This window comes from Providencia alcalifaciens (assembly GCF_020271745.1).
Classification (GTDB): Bacteria; Pseudomonadota; Gammaproteobacteria; order Enterobacterales; family Enterobacteriaceae; genus Providencia; species Providencia alcalifaciens_B.
Genome location: NZ_CP084296.1, coordinates 368,331 through 386,122, shown reverse-complemented (window position 1 = coordinate 386,122; position 17,792 = coordinate 368,331). Strand labels below are relative to the sequence as shown.

The window sequence follows — 17,792 nt, the reverse complement described above, 5'->3', positions numbered from 1 at the left end:
CTACTTTATGAGCAAGGCAAACGTTTGCCAAGATGATAAAATTTATCGAATCATAAAGAGAGGTTATAATGCAGCCCATCATGATAAGAATGACGATCCGATTTGCGAGGAAATACAATGACTGAGCCATGGCAGCGCCTTCCGGCATTAACACTAAAGCAGTTGCAATATTTTGTGACTCTGACACATCTGCGTCATTTTACCGAAACCGCAAATCGTTTAGCGGTGAGTCAGCCAGCATTGAGCAGCGCGATACGGCAGATTGAAACTGTGATTGGCGGTAAGTTGATTAACCGTACGGCAGCGTCAGTGACATTGACGGAGCTAGGCGCCGCAATCTTACCGCATGCGGAGCGTATTTTAAGTGTTTCCCACCGAGGCTTCAGCGATATTCAAAAAATTATCGAAGAGGGTGGCAATGGCACATTGCGAATTGGGTTGGTTCCTTCCGTCAGCTCGTTATTATTCCCGATTATTCCTGAACAATTACAGCAATATTTTCCTAAGCTGAATGTGGAGTTTTATGACCAAACTAATGACGCATTAGTGAATAAATTGGTGAATAACGAAATTGATTTTGGGATAGGCGTATTAGATAGCTCCGTTCCTGAAGAGTTAACCTTATACCCTTTGCAGGATGACCCATTTGTTGCGGTGATCCACTGTGATGAATTTATTTCAGATAATACATTTCATCTGCCGTGGAAATGTTTAAATAATCGTGATATTGCCATGTTTTCAAAAGGAAATATTAATCGATTAGTGAGCGCAACAATTGAAAGTAATCGTTTTAATATTAATCCTCGATATCAAGTCGATTATATTGAAACCTTATATGGATTAGTGAGATCGAAATTAGCGATTGGCATTTTGCCTCAGTTATATACGGTGCATTTACGGGATCCTGAGCTAAAAGTTTTACAGTTACAACAACCCGCATTAACGCGTTCAATATCATTAATGCGTAATAGCCAAACGCTAACACCAATGATGGAATCTGTTTTCCAGCTATTATTTAAAGCATTACGTCGCACGCCTACTCATCAATCTTAATTTAATAGCGCTTTTCTATACCTAATTTTTTATAGTTTGCCATTATTGTTTGATTTTTAACGATTAAGGAGTGCTAAGCACTAATGGTAAAACTATTTTTATTGAGATGAATAAAATCATCCCCCTTGGCTGTTTATTTTTTGGTCTTTTTTTTGATGTGTAATATGTTGAGGATATACATGAAAGCTATATTGAAAGCCAGCCTGCTCACAACAGTAATGCTATTGGTTACTGCCTGTGGTGATCTCAATATTATGGGAAATAAAGGAAAGTTTTATTATAGCAATCCGACAGAAAGCACGATTTCCTTTAAAGTGGATGGTAAAGATTATCAGGTCGAGCCTGGCCAGTATGGAGCAGTATCATTAGCCAGTGGTGAACATACGCTTGAAGATGGTGCAGGAAATGTCACCAAATTTATGGTGTTTGAACATAACTCAGGGGGGATCCTAAACCCTAATCATGGGGTATATTACACATTCTCTGAAGTGTATACCGAGCAAGATAAATATAAGGGTTATCAACCAGCACCGCGAAATGTCACTATTTATGGGCATGAATTAAGCTTACCTATCAAAAGCAGTAATGCTACGGTGATTGATGGCAATTTATTCCGTTGCACTTACCCAATTGGCGAAGCGTTGCCGGGTGCCGAGAATAAGCAATACAAGCAAGAAGATATTAAATCAAAGTGTTTTGATCAATCAGAGCTAATTGAATATTTTGCGAACGAACACGACCAAAATTTAGTACCTAATTCACAGCAAAATGAAGACAATAACTCGATTAGTCAGCATTTAAGTTATCAAGTACCTCAAGCGGCTTTCAGTGATCCACAGGTTCAATCGGTGGCTAATCAGATTATAGCGTTGACAGAAATGCTGAAAAATGCGAACAAAGTCGATATTCATCAAGACTTGAATAAACAATATCATCAATTAACTGTTCAGTTAGTCGAAACATATACTGAAAGTCCTTCCAGCAATGTGGCTGAAGAATATATAAAACTTAATGGATTTATAAAAGAAATTAATAAACTCAGAAATTATGGTGTGTGGGTAAGATAAGTATATTCCATCAAATTTATCTGAGCGTCTTTATAATTAGGAATTTGCTTATAAATTAAGCAGAGAAATCTTATGTGATATCCCGTTGAAACACGGAAACTAAGAGGTAGTTTCGTCAGGATAATATGATAAAGAGGCTCAGTGATGAATTTATTTAAGACTTCATTTTTTACTGCTATATCTGCCGTATTCCTACTCTTTTTTTCCAGCGTCTCTGGCGCTAAATCCATTATTGAACCAGTTAAAGATTCTGAAGTATTAGACTTAGTGTTTATCTTGGATAAAAGCGGTTCCATGTCTGGTTTTGAATCTGACACTGTCGGCGGATATAACAGCGTGCTGACAGAAAATAGAAATAAAGCGGGTAAAACCTTTATTACTACGGTGTTGTTTAATAATAAAAGCAGTTTATTACACAATAGAGAACCCATTGATAAAGTTAAAAATCTCACGCTGGATGACTACTCTGTCGGTGGAAACACCGCATTATTAGATGCCATTGGCGATACCATGGTAAAAATGCGTGAGAATAGAAAAATCACAAAGAATAATAATGTGTTGTTTGTGATTATTACTGACGGTGAAGAGAACAGTAGTACGAAATACAGTCAGTCTAAGATTAAATCTATGATTAAATCTGCAGAAGTTGAGGATAAATGGGACTTTATTTTCTTAGGTGCCAATATTGATGCGATTACGGCTGCGGATAATATCGGTATTAAGAGTTCTAATGCCACAGGTTATGTCCAAGATGGCACGGGTTACGATAAGGCGTATAAAGCAGTCAATAAAGCCGTAGAAGCAAAACAGAATGCCGCACCAATATCAGAGGAATGGAAACAGGAAGTTGAGCAAGACGCGAAGGATCGCAAAAAATAAGAAGATAATAAAATCAGTCTGTAAATGAACGTGTTGTAAATGAAGATGCTGAAGGCCCCGAAATAATAGTCGGGGCCTTTTTTATGACGTTATTTAGTGGCTTTCAGCGCGGCAAATAATTCTTTAGCGAGTTGGTCTTGCTCTGATTGAATACCGGGTAAAACGAAATAGTAACCACCACCAAACGGTTTAATATAGCGCTCCAGTGGTTCGCCATTTAACCGTTTTTGAGTATCAATAAAACCAGTTTTTAAGTTCTTTTGATATGAAACAAAAATCAGCCCCATATCCAATGCGCCGTTATCGGTTAAGCCGAGGGAATAGCTGTAACTGCGGCGGCGTAATTTTGCGGTATAGCGAGTTGGGTTTCTTGGTTCGGCACGGCGCATATGGGAGTCAAATAAGACGCGGTCACCGTGAGGATCTTTGTCGAACGCGGGGTCATCCATTTCGGACTTCATCCCCATTGGCGCGCCTGTTGCTTTATGGCGTCCAAAGTCATTTTCTTGATCTTCCAGTGGGGTTCTATCCCAAAATTCGAGATTAAAACGAATTAGGCGAACGGCTTGGTAGGTTCCACCGACACACCAGGCTGGCTCTTTGCTATCTTCCGTGACCCAAATTAGTTCATCCATTAATTTGCTATCATCGGTTGGTGCATTACCGGTGCCATCTTTAAAGCCAAATAAATTAATTGGGGTAGAGCGTTTATCGATATCCCTTGATGGTAAGAACCCATCGATTTTCCATAGCGGGAAACAATAAGGTGAAGTATGGCGAAGTATATCACGCAGCGCATAAATCACACTTTCTTGGCTATTGGCACAAATTTGCAGCACCACATCGCCACCACACCATTTGTCTTCTAAACGGTCGTTCGGGAAGCTGGTCATTTCCACCAATTGGCTCGGTTTAAGCTTTTCTAATCCAAAGCGTGAATCAAATAAGCTATCTCCCAAGGAGACCGTGACACTTAGGGCATCAGGCTGAATGAGGGTACCTAAAATCCCAGACTCTGCGGGAGGCATTTTATCATTCTGATTCGGCGTAGATTTTTGTACTTGGGTCAGAAAGGCAATACGTTGAGTTAATACTGTGAACAGCGTTTGCAGCTCATCAAGAGTCGTCGACGTGATTCGAAAAGCGATAAATGAAGCATTTTTCTGTTCTGGGGTTAACACGCCTGCTTGGTGTGAACCTAAATAATTGATGCTTTTGTCATAAGTCAGCTCGCAATCCGCAATGGATGCTTTAGCACTGAGGGCGGGTGCAGCAAGGATAGCGCCCCCCATGACTAAGGTTTTTAGCGCATGGCGGCGAGATACTTTAGATTGAGAAAACCCCAAAGGTTGTGACTCGCTTTTTAGTTTATCTTGCATAAATTTATGCCTTAATATTTATAGTAAACATCAACATCCAACTGAGCGCGTAATGTCGCGAGCAGTTCAGCTTGTTGCGTTAACAGGGAATAGAGCGCCATTTTGTCTTGTTGTTTTAGCTGGCTATAAGGCGCGTATTGACCTTTAGCTAATTGATATGACTGCACAATTTTATTAATTTTTTGATCATTTTCTTTTATCTGATCAAGGGTCTTGGATTCAATAAACGGGCTGATCACCTCGATGATGGCCTGAGACCCCTTGATATTTGCCGCCATATCCGACAGGTCAGAGAGGCTATAAATATTCTCTTGTCCCGATAGTTTGATTTCGAGGATCATCTCCACAAAATCGGCGGAAGCTTGCACTAGTTTCGGTATTTCAATGGTTTCGGTCAGGACTCGTTTTTGCAGATCGCGCCCTTTTAATCGTAATTCATCAGAAGCTGGCAGCGCCGCTTTGAGATCTTGTTTGGAAAATAGGAGATATTCAACCAAGTGAAATCCTACGAAGCGGTAATCTTTTTCTTTATCCAGAAAATAATCCGCTCGAGAGTTGATAGTTCGGTCGGTATTACCAAATAGCACAATGACTGGACGCACGGTTTCATAGTGCTGGTGGGCTTGAATATAGGCCGCTTTCGCCTGCGCTAATTGGCCTTTTTGGACACTTTGATTGAGCTTTTCTAATTGCACCACCATTTCACTTAACTCATTGTTGACGAAAGATAAGTATTCTTGAATGGCAGGCTGATATTTTTCAGGGGTAGGAATATCCCCCTTAGCAATGATAATGTTGTCCCCTGTTTGCACAGGGGAGCGTAGGGCTTTGCCATAGGCAGTAGATGCCATGAGTGACGCGACGATTACGCTTATGGCTAAGCGGGTGATTTTACGCATTTTGTAAGTTCCGTTTAGCGGCATGGTTTTTGCTCCAAACAAACAGTGCGAGGATCACAATCCAATAGACAACAAAGGTGATGACACTGAGCCAAATTGGCTGTGAACGGTATGCAAAGAATGATGAGATAAAGTTGCCAACCACACCGGAGTCATCCAGTAATGCGCTGGTATCCCATGCAGGGTAGATTAAAAATTCAGGAATTGGATAGTCAAACTCAATCATTAAGTTTGAAATCTCTTCAACGCCTCGGAGTAATAAGGAGAGGGCGAGGAACAGTAAAATCACGCCAGTGACTTTAAAGAAAATTTTCCATGAAATAATTCGGTTAGTTAATAAGAAGGCATACAGAGTCATGCCTGCAATAACGATACCTGCGGCAACTTCAAAGATAAATTCGTTAGCATTTTCAGCGGTTAACGACATGATAAAACTGGAAAGGAAAACAACAATTTCGCTGCCTTCACGGGCAATTGCGATGGCGATGATTAAGGTCGCACCCCACCAACTATGGTGTTCGGCATTACGATTGATACCTGATTCCAGCTCTTTTTTCATCGAGCCGCCGCTTTTGTTCATCCAATAGACCATTTGAACAATCAAGATACAGGCGAGGATCTCCATGACTATCATGAAAATAGATTGTCCGGTGTCATCAAGGACATTGAATACGCCATAAATCAGCAGAGCGAGTAAGATGGACATGGCGATACCGAGTCCAACGCCGCCCCATAGGTATTTCATCCCGTTGCGAGCATCAGGGTGGCGTTTTATCCACGCATAAATGATGCCGATCACTAACAGCGCTTCAAAACTTTCGCGCCAAACTACAAAGAGAACTTGTCCCATGTTGAATCCTACTCTTTAGCGATGATCTCGCCTTTTGGATGTGACAGATGGAAATCGTCGAAAAATGTGTAACTACCTGGTTTTAAAGGTGCAATAACCACCACGGAACTGGCTCCGGGCGCCAATACTTTTTCTTTGCGCAGTTGTAAACTTTCGAACTCTGCGGGTTCAGTGCCTGTATTGGTAATTTTGATACGAATAATAGTTTTTGCTGGCACTTCCAGAACGCGTGGGATTAAATCCCCATTTTTCATTTCTAATTCAACGGTATATTTTTCGGCGCTTAGGGCAGATTGCGGAAGTACTGCACAAATAAATACCAGTAAAAAGCGGAGTAATGTTTTCATCGTTGGCTCAAACTTATTGAAAATTGAGAGTTCCTTACTAGCGAAAAAGGGCTCGCACAGAATATTACCCCCGCGAAAGCCCTCAGCGCATGATTGAAAAATTAGTAACTGCCTTTGCGACCAATGCCGGCATAGTCAAAGTCCCAAGAGACTTCGAACGGTTCGAACCAAGGAGCAACCCCGGTTTCTTTATCAATGTGGCGGCCGAAAGCGACTTGTTGATTGTGTGAAGGTGGATAAACTTTATAGGTAACGCGATATTTACCATTACCGTTCAGTTTAATATTTTCACCGTAGTGAGGACCATCGCTTGCTACCATCGGCATAAAGGTGCCTGATTGAGTCTGTGGCTTATCACCCAGTTTGGTGACGGTATATTCGACAGTTAAGTAAGGCATCCAATCGCCTTCTGCAAAGCCATTCGGGTTCTCTTCTACCGCGCGAATGTCGGCTTCTAAGTGAACGTCGGCTTTATCCGCTGGCAGGTGAGACATCTTTTGATGACCTTCTCCGGTGTCCATAGTGATAGGCTGTAAATAAACACCTTGGATTTCCATGCCGTTTTTAATGACAGGTTGACCGAGAGGATACTCTTGAGCAAAGGCAGATAGAGAGAATAAGGTTAAGCCCAAAACGGCTGTCTGATAAGATAATTTCATTGTGACATCCTTACCTGAAAAAGTGAAAATAAGAGGGGGGGTGTAATGATAATCATTACTATTAACAAAAAACAAGCAGAATGTTTTAGGCTTATATCCAATCCTTACTGTGAATATATTTAAATTTAATATTAATCAAAGTGTTAATAATTTCTTTTTTGGTGATAAAAAATAAGTTATTGAAAGATGATTGGCTTCAGACACCGTAGTCGGTTCTATATGCTATAGTCGAAATGTTAAACGGTATTTATTAGCTATAAAGTCGAGGTGCTGGAGATGCAAAAACGTTATTTGGATTGTTCCGCTTCTGAAATTGCAAAAATGAATAAGAAAAGCTTACTGGAAGCGATTAAAGCCAGTGAAGGGCGGTTACTGGTGAGTGAAACTATCGGGACTATTCAGCCTGTCTTGATGAACGTCACCAATGCGGAGCTGGCAGCAAGTCAAGGCGCCGACATTTTGCTATTGAATGTTTTTGATGTGAATAATCCTGTGATGCAGGGGTTGCCAGAAGGCATTGCAGCTGATGACATTATCCGTACCTTAAAGCACTTAACAGGACGTGCGATTGGTGTGAATTTGGAACCTGTTCCTGCAGGGTTTAATAATCCCCATCAAGATAAACAGTGGAAAATCTCAGAAGGGCGTTTGGCCACTGTCAAAAATGCCCTGAAATTAAAACAGATGGGGGCAGATATTATTGTCCTGACTGGGAATCCGGGTAATGGTGTCACTAACCAAGAAATCAACCAAAGCCTCAAAGAACTCAAAGCGGTGGTGGGGGAAGATATTGTTCTTATTACGGGAAAAATGCATGCCGCGGGAGTCCTCAATGCGTCTGCTGAGCAGTTAATTACCGAAGAGGATATTCATTCCTTTATTAAGAGCGGTGCAGATATTATTTTACTGCCAGCACCGGGAACTGTTCCGGGAATATCTTCGGAATTTGTGCAGAAAATGGTGAGTTATTGTCACTCTCAGCGAGTAATGACCATGACTGCGATTGGTACATCCCAAGAAGGGGCTGATCTGCAAACGATTCGTCAGATTGCCTTAATGTGCAAAATGGCAGGAACGGATCTACATCATATTGGTGACTCGGGTTATAACGGCATCGCCTTACCTGAGAATATCTTGAATTACAGTATTGTGATCCGCGGAGTTAGACACACCTATTCCCGTATCGCACGCTCGATTAACCGCTAATTTTTGCTGTTTTTCTGAGTGAAATTCCTGCACTAGAAATAGCGCGGGAATTTCGCTCGAAATATCATTTTCATCGCTAAAAAAATATACAATTCCCGCTATACTTCAGGTAAAATCCAGCCCATTTTTTAAAACAATATCTATAACATAATAAAGAAGTGAGCTATGTCGCAAAATACGAATTCAGTGCCAAAGATTGGCTTTGTTTCGCTTGGCTGCCCCAAAAACCTCGTTGACTCAGAGCGTATCTTAACGGAGCTGCGTACTGATGGTTACCAAGTCGTTCCTAGCTATGACGATGCCGATCTGGTTATCGTGAACACCTGTGGCTTTATTGATAGTGCCGTTCAAGAGTCGTTAGAAGCTATCGGCGAAGCGTTGAACGAAAATGGTAAAGTGATTGTGACAGGATGCCTGGGCGCAAAAGAGAACCAAATCCGTGAAGTTCATCCAAAGGTATTAGAAATTACGGGCCCACATAGTTATGAACAAGTGTTAAATCACGTTCATCACTATGTGCCAAAACCAGAGCATGATCCGTTCTTTAGTTTAGTCCCAGAACAAGGCGTAAAATTAACGCCAAAACATTATGCTTACTTAAAAATATCCGAAGGCTGTAACCACCGTTGCACTTTCTGCATCATCCCTTCTATGCGTGGTGACTTAGATAGCCGTGCTATTGGTGATGTATTAAATGAAGCCAAGCGTTTAGTGGAATCAGGCGTTAAAGAGTTACTGGTGATTTCTCAAGATACGTCTGCTTATGGTGTGGATGTTAAACATCGTACTGGGTTTTGGGATGGTCAGCCGGTGAAAACCAGCATGGTGGGATTATGTGAGCAGTTAGCTTCTATGGGGGTTTGGGTTCGTCTGCATTACGTTTACCCATACCCACATGTTGATGATGTGATCCCATTAATGGCAGAAGGTAAAGTATTGCCTTACTTGGATATTCCATTACAGCACGCCAGTCCGAAAATTTTAAAACTAATGAAACGTCCGGGTGCGGTAGAAAGAACGTTAGAGCGTATTAAACGCTGGCGTGAAATTTGCCCTGAGCTGACATTGCGTTCGACGTTTATTGTCGGTTTCCCAGGTGAAACAGAAGAAGATTTCCAAATGCTGTTGGATTTCTTACAAGAAGCTCGATTAGATAGAGTCGGTTGCTTTAAATACAGCCCAGTTGAAGGCGCAAAAGCCAATGAACTGGCTGACCAAGTACCTGAAGAGATTAAAGAAGAGCGTTATCATCGCTTTATGCAGCTTCAGCAAGAGATATCAACTCAGCGCTTACAAGAAAAAGTGGGGCGCGAACTTTTAGTGATTATCGACGAAGTCGATGACGAAGGTGCAGTGGGTCGTAGTATGGCTGATGCGCCAGAAATTGACGGTATGGTGTACCTCAATGGGGAGTTTGATGTGAAAGCAGGGGATGTCGTTAAAGTGCAGATTGAGCATGCTGATGAATATGACCTGTGGGGCACCGTTGTTACCGAATAAAAAACAGGCTATCTTTTAGCTCGAAATATAGCCTGCGGATCACTTCGCAGGCTTTTTTCGACATAACTCACTATTTTGAGTTTTTTCTATTTTTCAAATGCTTGATCTACATCATCCCGCCAAGATCTATCAAATCATAACTTGATCTAGAATATAAAACTTAACTGGCAAGTTGACATAATCAGGGAGAATACTTATCGAAGAATAAGGCTGATTATGACAATTGATTTTACAATTCCCAAACTCGCACAGCTTACAGAAAAATCATCATGCTCCATTAATCCGGAGTTATTGGTACAACTGGCAAGTGAAGCCATCGCTAGTGGCTTATCACCTATCCATGATTTCGATATTGAAGGGATGTTGTTGGATAAATACGGTCAAACCTTATGGTCTAACTGTAAATCAGACAGCAGTACCGTGTTGCCATCTTGGATATTCTCTCAAATGCAGGTCACTGCGCTAGATGACCAGCCGATTAACTCACAAGGACATACTTATTATTTTGCCCCTATTTATGATGAAACGCGGTTGCTAGCCATGTTGGTGTTACGTGGGGAGTCAACCTACAGCAATATACTGTTAGCACTCACTCTTACCCTAGGGAGAGAAATTAGTGAAAAGCTGAAGTGTCACTTTTACTGGCAAAAGCTTTCAGAGAAGACTCACGGACATAATCTGTTCCATGACTTAAACATCCATGAAGTGGAAAAAGCGTTAATTATCGAAGCCGCGCTGGCATACGGTGGAAAAATTCAGGAGATGCATCAAGCGTTAAATATGGGGCGTACTACGCTGTGGCGTAAGCTGAAGCAGTACCAGATTGATATTCGTGAATATAAATTCTAACCCCGCCAATAAAAAAGCTTCTACTGATTTTCAGCAGTAATGTTGAAAACGTTCGAAGCATCCAAATCACACAGCCTTACGGTAATCACTAAGCCCAAGATATCAATGTATATTGATTGTGGGCTCAGTCACGCCTTGCGGCGAAACGAAAGAGAAGAAATGAAAAAGAGTGAAGATTATCAACCTATTTTGTCGATAAGTATGTTGAGCTCAGTACGCTTTTTTTTAGGAATTGGTTTTAATTTGATGCTATAGATTTTTATTTTAGTGAACTTGCTTTCTCGATGTTAGAGTGAATGGCTATTGGGGTGCATATAGTTTTATATTTTATTCTAAGCTAAATATATTGATTTTAAATTTATCTATGAATGCGGTTTTTATTGTTAATACTGGAGTTATAGTTTCCTTGTGTGAAAATGATAGTGCAATTTATTTAATTTTTCATTGTTGACTAAAAAATAGTTATTTTAGGATGCTAAATTAATGAATGAGGAATAGAAAGCATAATTGTCATGTTAAGTTTGATAGTGAAAAATAGTTAACCGAATAGTTAAGTGAATAGTTAAGTTAAATGATTAAATTAAATGATTATCTAAATGAAAATCTAAATTTAATTATATTTTTCTGGGCAATTGCGAAAGCGAAAAAATGCCTAATGGCTTTTTGATGAACCATTAGACAGGAAGGAGAACTGCTGAATAATAAGAATTAAGTGTTTTCAGAATAAGTATTAATATATTCATACTCTTGGATTAATTGAGGTAGTGATTTTATTCCTAGTTTTGTATAAATATTTGAACGGTGTACTTCTACGGTTCTTGGCGATAAGGACAGTTTTTCAGCAGTTTCTCTACTGGTATTTCCGTCTAAAATCATGTCCATGATTTCACGCTCTCTTGCAGAGAGGCGATCGAATTTATCTGCTAAATAGATATATTTTTTATGATTTTTATTTTGTTTATCAAAGTGTTCATTAGCTCCTTGAATAGCGCTTAGAAACACTTTGTCATCAAATGGAAATGCATAGAAATCAAAGGCTCCAGCCTTGAAACAGTCTCTGCATAGTGCCGCCGAAGGTTCTTCTGCGATGACGATAACAGGGACGACAGCTAAAGATTGAGTAAGATTTTTTAATTTATTAATATGATTTGAGTCATTGCCTACGAATAATAAAACACAATCCTTTGCATTTTCTTCCTGAGGGTAGGTATAAGTACTAATAAATATCTCTTCGTCATTATAGAATTTAAAAATAAAATCAAAAGATTCCATCTTTGATTTCAGTTTATTCTTAAAGACATTATCGTTTTCAACGATTACATGAATGGCGCTATTCATCACCAAACTCCTGTTAAACGGATTTGACATTCAAATTAACGTAGCTTAATAGAATGAGAATAATTTACCGATGAAAATAGTAATATATTTTCAACTATTCTTTTTTATAGATTATTGCTGAACGTAAATGATATTAAAAAAAGTATTTGACTAATTTTAATATAAAAAAGAAACAAAGGTTAAAGTATGTGTCAAAACGTAACATCTGTTTAATGTTTTGTAACAAGATAGAGTTTTAAGCTTGTCTTACGATTATTATGTTTTCTAGATAACCTGAAAATAATGTTATTTAGCTAAGTAATAATATCGCAAAATGCTAGTCATAAAAAGCACTATTAGCAATTTTATGAAATTTAATTAATCATCCTTCTTGATATTTTTTATCTGTTTTTTTTATGTATTGTGGTGAAGCCATTAAAATTATTGCAGTAAAGTTGCAAAGTATTCTGAAAATTTGAGTGAATACACGTAATGATTTCCTTAAAAGATATTGCGATATTGGTTTGCGTATTATTAATAAAAATGTTTAGTTTGATTAAACTGGTCGATAACCTTAGTGATAGTTTTCACTTCAACCTATTATCTTTGCGTTATTGGCGTATTATAGAGAAAAAAATCAACCATACTTTCATACGGATAAATTATGTTGCTGCGTTCAGGGGTAGCATTAGCTATCTTTTCTTATATCCTTTGGGGGATAACCCCGCTGTTTTATCGATTACTTCCTGATGCTCAAGCCATGGAATTACTGGCGCAACGACTGATTTGGTCTCTTCCGTTCTTATTTTTTATTCGGTTACTTATCAAGAATAAATCTCTGTGGAAGCAAGTGTGGGCGGATAAACGTTCAATTGTGCTGTGTTTTTTTAGCTCCTCGATTATGGCTGTGTCGTGGACAACCTTCACCTATGCCTTAACTCATGGACAAGTATTGGCCGCGAGCTTGGGTTATTTTATTAATCCGCTATTTTCTATCTTGCTTGGTGTGATTTTCTTGCGAGAGCGTTTAGTCTTCGCTGAAAAACTTGCGGTTGTGTTTATTTTCTCGGGTGTTGCCTACCAAATTATTCAATATGGGGAACTGCCCGTTTTAGCCTTAGTCATGGGAAGCGCCTTTGCGGTTTATGGTTTGATCCGTAAATTTATTCGTTTTGATGTTATCACCTCGCTGTTTTTAGAGGCGCTCTGGTTATTACCCTTGGCGATAGGTATTACCTGGTGGTTATCAGCGAATGGAATGAGTGCGGTAGAAAATGGTGATTGGCAAACCAAAGTGCTGTACATGCTGGCTGCGCCTGTGACTATCATTCCATTACTCTTTTTCACGGCAGCGATTAAACGCACAACATTAACGGTGATTGGTTTAGCGCAATATATAGAGCCAACAATTCAATTCTTGTTAGCGGTTTTCCTGTTTAATGAAATTTTCGATTGGGTCAAAGGGGTCAGCTTTACCTTGATTTGGATTGGTCTACTATTTTGTGTGTTAGCACTACTCCATAAACGCTATGGCAAAGGCGCTCGTCGCCAACCTTATGTGACCGGGCGGGATGAACCTCCTCAAATTTAACCTGAAATTTTAATTGGTTAGCCTATTTTGCAGATAATACTGTTAGCGGGCTATGCTTCTATTATGGTCAAGGCAAACGATTGCGTATATAATCCCAGCCATCTTTTATACATTATCTTTTATGTAGCAGCATTTATTTCTGGGGATATAAGGTCATTATCATGAGCCAATTAGGTACTGCACTTTGTTCTAGCGCGACAAAAGTTATGCTTCTCGGATCGGGGGAGTTAGGTAAAGAAGTGGCGATTGAGTGCCAGCGTTTGGGTATTGAAGTGATTGCGGTAGATCGCTACGACAATGCCCCCGCGATGCATGTTGCTCATCGCAGTTACACCATTAATATGTTGGATGGTGAAGCACTACGTCAACTTGTTGCGAGTGAAAAGCCGGATTTTATCGTTCCTGAAATTGAAGCTATTGCCACTAAAACCTTGGTTGAGCTCGAAAAGCAAGGGCAAAAAGTTGTGCCATCCGCCAATGCGGTTTACCTAACCATGAACCGTGAAGGGATCCGCCGTTTAGCCGCTGAAGAGTTACAACTGCCGACGTCTGGATACCGCTTTGTAGAAACGAAAGCGGATTTTGAAGCCGCAGCCCATGAAATTGGTTTTCCCTGCATTGTAAAACCGGTTATGAGCTCATCAGGAAAAGGGCAGAGCGTCATTCGCTCAGCGGAGCAGCTGGATAGTGCGTGGAATTATTCCCAAGAAGGCGGGCGTACAGGTCAAGGTCGCGTGATTGTTGAAAAAATGGTGAACTTTGATTTTGAAATTACCTTATTAACCATTAGCGCGGCAGACGGTGTGCATTTTTGTGCGCCTGTGGGTCATCGCCAAGAAAAAGGTGATTATCGCGAATCTTGGCAGCCGCAAGCAATGAGCGACGTTGCGTTGCAAAAAGCGCAGGACGTGGCGAAGAAAATTGTCACCGCTTTAGGTGGATACGGCTTATTCGGCGTGGAGCTGTTTGTCTGTGGCGATGAGGTTATTTTCAATGAAGTTTCTCCTCGCCCTCATGATACCGGCATGGTGACGTTGATTTCTCAGAATCTGTCTGAATTCGCATTACATGTTCGCGCTTTCTTAGGCTTACCGATTGGCACTATTCGCCAGTATGGTGCCAGCGCATCGGCCGTGATTTTACCTGAGCTGCATAGTCAGAATGTGGTTTTTTCTGGCATTCATGAGGCACTCGATTCTGATATTCAATTGCGTTTATTTGGTAAGCCGGAAATTGCTGGGACTCGTCGTTTAGGTGTGGCGCTCGCGATTGGGGATTCGATTGAGCAAGCGTTAGAGATGGCAAAAACGGCGGCGGCTAGAGTGAAAGTAACAGGATAGTGATTATTCCCCCGCCTATTGGGTTTTGGCGGGGGGGCTTTTTAGGGTGACTATTGTCTATCTTCAATAATCATAGCGGCTGCGCGCTCCGCAATCATGATGGTTGGTGCATTGGTATTGCCACTTGGAATTTCTGGCATCACGGAACAATCTACCACGCGTAGTTTGTTGACCCCATGAACGCGAAGACGTAAATCAGTGACGGAGTTTGTGGTATCAGTACCCATACGGCAGGTGCCAACGGGGTGATAAACCGTTTTACAGAAATTACGGACAAACTCTTCTAATTGAGTGTCATCATGCTGAACTTGGGCTGTAGGCATTAACGTATTTTTACTGACAGCTTGCAATGATGGTTGGCTTAATACTTCTAAACCGAATTTCACCGCACGTTTACAACCTTCCATATCTTCTGGATCAGCCAAGTAATTCGCGTGAATTCTTAACGGATCTTGCGGGTTTTGGCTACGCAGTAAAATTTCCCCGCGAGACTTAGGCTGTAAGTAACCGACTTTTAGTGAAAAACCATGAGCCGCAGGCAGTGGTTCTCCCGGTACATCATCCCAGCTATCTAAAATAGGTAAAAAGTGAATTTGCACATCAGGGCGACCTTGGTTGCAACTGTCTTTAAAGGCGGCGCCTTCTAAAACGTTAGAGGCGAGTAGCCCACTACGAAATGCCATCCATTCAACTCCATGTTTAATAGCGGCAAAGCCTTGGTCGGCACCAAATAAGCTGATGGGCTCTTTGGTGGTGACGTTGATGGACATATGCAGATGGTCGTGAAAGTTTTTACCCACCGGTAAATTAGCCAGCGTTTTGATCCCTAAAGAGGAAAGATGTTCTTCAGGACCGATGCCGGAGAGCATTAATAGCTTCGCTGATCCCATTGCGCCGGAGCAAATCAGCACTTCTTCACGGGCAAGGGCTTCGACTTCGTGGCCATTTTTACCTTGGTAAGCCACACCAACAGCTTGCCCATCGTGAATAATAATACGGTTAACTTGGGTATTGAGCTTGAGGGTTAGGCGGTCGCTATTTGCTACTGATTTCAAATAAGTTTTAGAGGTGCTGGCTCTCTCCCCATTATGGGTTGTGGTTTGATAGAAACTGGTCCCTTGTTGGCTCTCTCCATTAAGGTCATTAACATAAGGTAAACCATGTTCTTGGGCAGCTCGAATGAATGCCATAGAAAGCGGATGGCGATAACGGTTTTCACTGACAGGAAGTGGCCCTTCCGTGCCGTGATATTCTCCGGTTAAGCTTTCATTGCGCTCTGCTTTTTTAAACCACGGTAGGACGTCTTGATAACCCCAGCCTTCGCAGCCGTACTTTTGTTCCCAGTTATCATAATCTTGTTTTTGTCCGCGAATGTAGATCATACCATTGACTGAACTACTGCCCCCCAACACGCGACCTTGAGCAATTTGCATTTTGCGGTTATTGGCATGAGGTTCTGGTTCGGTTTCATATGGCCAACTTTTTTGGGCAATAATTTTTGCTACGCCAGCAGGCATACGGATAAACATGTGGTTATCGCTACCGCCAGCTTCAATAAGCAACACGCGAGCTTGAGTTTCTTGGATCAGGCGTGCGGCGAGAACACAACCTGCGGATCCTGCACCGACAATAATATAGTCATATTTTTGTGTGCTCATTTTATTTCCCCATTGAAATTAACATTCAAATATCATTTATTTAACAATAACGCGTTTGGATTATTAATGTATAAATAATGTTCTGTTAGTGTGATTCACTTCAAAAACAATTTCCTCTGTAATTATTTTTTGGTTTTATCTAATTATTGTTATTTAAAAGGAAAATATGAATTTCATAATTTTTTAGTCTTGTCTTTAATTTTATTAACAAGTTAATGTTTTATTGATTGGATTATTCTTAGTGAAAAATAGTGTGAACGAAAAAGATGCATAGAAAGGAATTACGCGATTATCTGATACCCATTTGGGACGCTTTAAGGGATGCTGAGAGCCCAATAAAATGAGAGGCGCCTTTACGAATGAACCTGATACGAATAAAAAGCATGCTGATGGGTTTATCTATTTCTGTGTTTATGGCAACGATGGCGGCAGCCATGCCGCTTGAAGAACAGTTTCAGTTAATGGCGGAAGATGAAAGTGAAAAAATCCGCTGCTTTGAACCTTCGTCATCTTTCCTTTATTGCCTTAAAGGAAGCGTATACACAAAAAATGGTATCAGACTCGTGGATAGGCAGGGTAATGAAGTGTATCAATTTTACTATTTTGATAATGGTCTCGATCCTGCGAGTGAAGGGCTATACCGAATTCGTCAGGGGAAAAAGATCGGTTATGCCAACGCGCAAACCGGAGAGATTGTGATTGAACCGATTTATGATTGTGCATATCCATTCGAAAACGGCAAAGCTAAGGTCGGTGAGAAGTGCGAGCGGCAAACTGACGGAGAACATAGCTGGTGGGTTGGGGGAGAATGGCAAGAAATTGTTAATCCATTGCGTAGAGAAAATTAGCGTTTTATTCATGTATTAACCTCAAGAATTTAACAAAAGTCACAATCTAAACATGATTTTAAAAGTTACTTAACTTGTTGAAATAAAGAATATTTGGTACGCAGATCACATTTTTTGAGGGTTTGACGACGCTGGAAAACCATTCACTGTAAAAAACTAACCGCTTAATTCTGTATGCCACCACTCAAGGTAACTCTTCGCTTTTCCTGATAGTAATTTCTTACCATACCCACTATGGCAGAACTCAATTTTTCACATTCAAAATCATTCAACCACTGCCTATTAAAAAATCATTTGTTATTCATCGAAAACGACTAACAACAACGTTTTCGCAGTTTAATAAACGGTAA

Annotated in this window: 16 protein-coding genes; 9 read left to right on the top strand and 7 right to left on the bottom strand. The window is 40.6% G+C overall.

Annotation, left to right across the window (positions count from 1 at the left end):
* The first annotated feature begins 117 nt into the window (after nt 1-117).
* The 3 genes from LDO51_RS01640 (at nt 118) to LDO51_RS01630 (ending at nt 2,999) form a co-directional block, all read left to right on the top strand.
* Complete coding sequence (locus LDO51_RS01640) at nt 118-1,053, top strand: LysR family transcriptional regulator (protein WP_225576132.1); 936 nt, start codon at nt 118-120, stop codon at nt 1,051-1,053.
* Between the two features lie 179 nt (nt 1,054-1,232).
* Complete coding sequence (locus tag LDO51_RS01635) at nt 1,233-2,120, top strand: hypothetical protein (RefSeq protein ID WP_225576131.1); 888 nt, start codon at nt 1,233-1,235, stop codon at nt 2,118-2,120.
* A 144-nt stretch (nt 2,121-2,264) separates the two neighbouring features.
* Nucleotides 2,265-2,999, top strand: a complete 735-nt coding sequence (locus tag LDO51_RS01630) for a vWA domain-containing protein (protein ID WP_225576130.1) — start codon at nt 2,265-2,267, stop codon at nt 2,997-2,999.
* 89 nt (nt 3,000-3,088) lie between these two features.
* On the opposite strand, the gene efeB is transcribed toward LDO51_RS01630, so the two are convergent.
* The 5 genes from efeB to LDO51_RS01605 form a co-directional block, all read right to left on the bottom strand.
* A complete protein-coding gene (gene efeB / locus LDO51_RS01625) occupies nt 3,089-4,378 on the bottom strand; it encodes an iron uptake transporter deferrochelatase/peroxidase subunit (protein WP_225576129.1) in 1,290 nt (429 codons plus the stop codon).
* 11 nt (nt 4,379-4,389) lie between these two features.
* On the bottom strand, nt 4,390-5,277 hold the full coding sequence (locus LDO51_RS01620; protein WP_225576128.1) for an EfeM/EfeO family lipoprotein: 888 nt from the start codon (nt 5,275-5,277) through the stop codon (nt 4,390-4,392).
* Nucleotides 5,270-6,127: an FTR1 family iron permease gene (locus LDO51_RS01615; RefSeq protein WP_225576127.1), complete on the bottom strand. Its 858-nt coding sequence runs from the start codon at nt 6,125-6,127 to the stop codon at nt 5,270-5,272. Before LDO51_RS01615 ends, LDO51_RS01620 begins: the two co-directional genes overlap by 8 nt.
* Before the next feature lie 8 nt (nt 6,128-6,135).
* A complete protein-coding gene (locus tag LDO51_RS01610; RefSeq protein ID WP_225576126.1) occupies nt 6,136-6,474 on the bottom strand; it encodes a cupredoxin domain-containing protein in 339 nt (112 codons plus the stop codon).
* 101 nt (nt 6,475-6,575) lie between these two features.
* Entirely contained in the window at nt 6,576-7,133 is a 558-nt protein-coding gene (locus LDO51_RS01605) for an iron transporter (RefSeq protein ID WP_225576125.1), read from the bottom strand.
* Nucleotides 7,134-7,409: 276 nt separating this feature from the next.
* Between LDO51_RS01605 and LDO51_RS01600 the strand changes: the two genes are divergently transcribed.
* The 3 genes from LDO51_RS01600 (at nt 7,410) to LDO51_RS01590 (ending at nt 10,688) form a co-directional block, all read left to right on the top strand.
* Nucleotides 7,410-8,339 (top strand): haloacid dehalogenase-like hydrolase, encoded by a 930-nt coding sequence (locus LDO51_RS01600; protein ID WP_225576124.1) that lies wholly within the window; start codon nt 7,410-7,412, stop codon nt 8,337-8,339.
* A 165-nt stretch (nt 8,340-8,504) separates the two neighbouring features.
* Nucleotides 8,505-9,839, top strand: a complete 1,335-nt coding sequence (gene rimO, locus LDO51_RS01595; RefSeq protein ID WP_225576123.1) for a 30S ribosomal protein S12 methylthiotransferase RimO — start codon at nt 8,505-8,507, stop codon at nt 9,837-9,839.
* A 216-nt stretch (nt 9,840-10,055) separates the two neighbouring features.
* On the top strand, nt 10,056-10,688 hold the full coding sequence (locus LDO51_RS01590) for a helix-turn-helix domain-containing protein (RefSeq protein ID WP_225576122.1): 633 nt from the start codon (nt 10,056-10,058) through the stop codon (nt 10,686-10,688).
* A 708-nt stretch (nt 10,689-11,396) separates the two neighbouring features.
* Here the strand turns inward: LDO51_RS01590 and LDO51_RS01585 are convergent.
* On the bottom strand, nt 11,397-12,026 hold the full coding sequence (locus LDO51_RS01585) for a response regulator transcription factor (protein ID WP_225576121.1): 630 nt from the start codon (nt 12,024-12,026) through the stop codon (nt 11,397-11,399).
* 643 nt (nt 12,027-12,669) lie between these two features.
* Here LDO51_RS01585 and rarD point away from each other — a divergent pair.
* Together rarD and purT are read left to right on the top strand one after the other, a co-directional pair.
* Nucleotides 12,670-13,596 (top strand): EamA family transporter RarD, encoded by a 927-nt coding sequence (gene rarD / locus LDO51_RS01580; RefSeq protein ID WP_225576120.1) that lies wholly within the window; start codon nt 12,670-12,672, stop codon nt 13,594-13,596.
* Between the two features lie 161 nt (nt 13,597-13,757).
* Nucleotides 13,758-14,936, top strand: coding sequence for a formate-dependent phosphoribosylglycinamide formyltransferase (purT, locus tag LDO51_RS01575; RefSeq protein WP_225576119.1), 1,179 nt, complete (start codon nt 13,758-13,760; stop codon nt 14,934-14,936).
* A 50-nt stretch (nt 14,937-14,986) separates the two neighbouring features.
* Here purT and LDO51_RS01570 read toward each other — a convergent pair whose 3' ends face one another.
* Nucleotides 14,987-16,594, bottom strand: a complete 1,608-nt coding sequence (locus LDO51_RS01570; protein WP_225576118.1) for a GMC family oxidoreductase — start codon at nt 16,592-16,594, stop codon at nt 14,987-14,989.
* A gap of 359 nt (nt 16,595-16,953) precedes the next feature.
* On the opposite strand from LDO51_RS01570, the gene LDO51_RS01565 reads away from it, so the two are divergent.
* The gene (locus LDO51_RS01565) at nt 16,954-17,442 is read left to right on the top strand and encodes a WG repeat-containing protein (protein ID WP_225576117.1); all 489 of its coding nucleotides are present in this window, start codon (nt 16,954-16,956) and stop codon (nt 17,440-17,442) included.
* Nucleotides 17,443-17,792 lie beyond the last annotated feature (350 nt).

Bases quoted from the DNA above. Each gene is read 5' to 3' on its own strand.
- LDO51_RS01640 (WP_225576132.1), top strand. From the start codon at position 118: ATGACTGAGCCATGGCAGCGCCTTCCGGCATTAACACTAAAGCAGTTG.
- LDO51_RS01635 (WP_225576131.1), top strand. From the start codon at position 1,233: ATGAAAGCTATATTGAAAGCCAGCCTGCTCACAACAGTAATGCTATTG.
- LDO51_RS01630 (WP_225576130.1), top strand. From the start codon at position 2,265: ATGAATTTATTTAAGACTTCATTTTTTACTGCTATATCTGCCGTATTC.
- efeB (WP_225576129.1), bottom strand. From the start codon at position 4,378: ATGCAAGATAAACTAAAAAGCGAGTCACAACCTTTGGGGTTTTCTCAA.
- LDO51_RS01620 (WP_225576128.1), bottom strand. From the start codon at position 5,277: ATGCGTAAAATCACCCGCTTAGCCATAAGCGTAATCGTCGCGTCACTC.
- LDO51_RS01615 (WP_225576127.1), bottom strand. From the start codon at position 6,127: ATGGGACAAGTTCTCTTTGTAGTTTGGCGCGAAAGTTTTGAAGCGCTG.
- LDO51_RS01610 (WP_225576126.1), bottom strand. From the start codon at position 6,474: ATGAAAACATTACTCCGCTTTTTACTGGTATTTATTTGTGCAGTACTT.
- LDO51_RS01605 (WP_225576125.1), bottom strand. From the start codon at position 7,133: ATGAAATTATCTTATCAGACAGCCGTTTTGGGCTTAACCTTATTCTCT.
- LDO51_RS01600 (WP_225576124.1), top strand. From the start codon at position 7,410: ATGCAAAAACGTTATTTGGATTGTTCCGCTTCTGAAATTGCAAAAATG.
- rimO (WP_225576123.1), top strand. From the start codon at position 8,505: ATGTCGCAAAATACGAATTCAGTGCCAAAGATTGGCTTTGTTTCGCTT.
- LDO51_RS01590 (WP_225576122.1), top strand. From the start codon at position 10,056: ATGACAATTGATTTTACAATTCCCAAACTCGCACAGCTTACAGAAAAA.
- LDO51_RS01585 (WP_225576121.1), bottom strand. From the start codon at position 12,026: ATGAATAGCGCCATTCATGTAATCGTTGAAAACGATAATGTCTTTAAG.
- rarD (WP_225576120.1), top strand. From the start codon at position 12,670: ATGTTGCTGCGTTCAGGGGTAGCATTAGCTATCTTTTCTTATATCCTT.
- purT (WP_225576119.1), top strand. From the start codon at position 13,758: ATGAGCCAATTAGGTACTGCACTTTGTTCTAGCGCGACAAAAGTTATG.
- LDO51_RS01570 (WP_225576118.1), bottom strand. From the start codon at position 16,594: ATGAGCACACAAAAATATGACTATATTATTGTCGGTGCAGGATCCGCA.
- LDO51_RS01565 (WP_225576117.1), top strand. From the start codon at position 16,954: ATGAACCTGATACGAATAAAAAGCATGCTGATGGGTTTATCTATTTCT.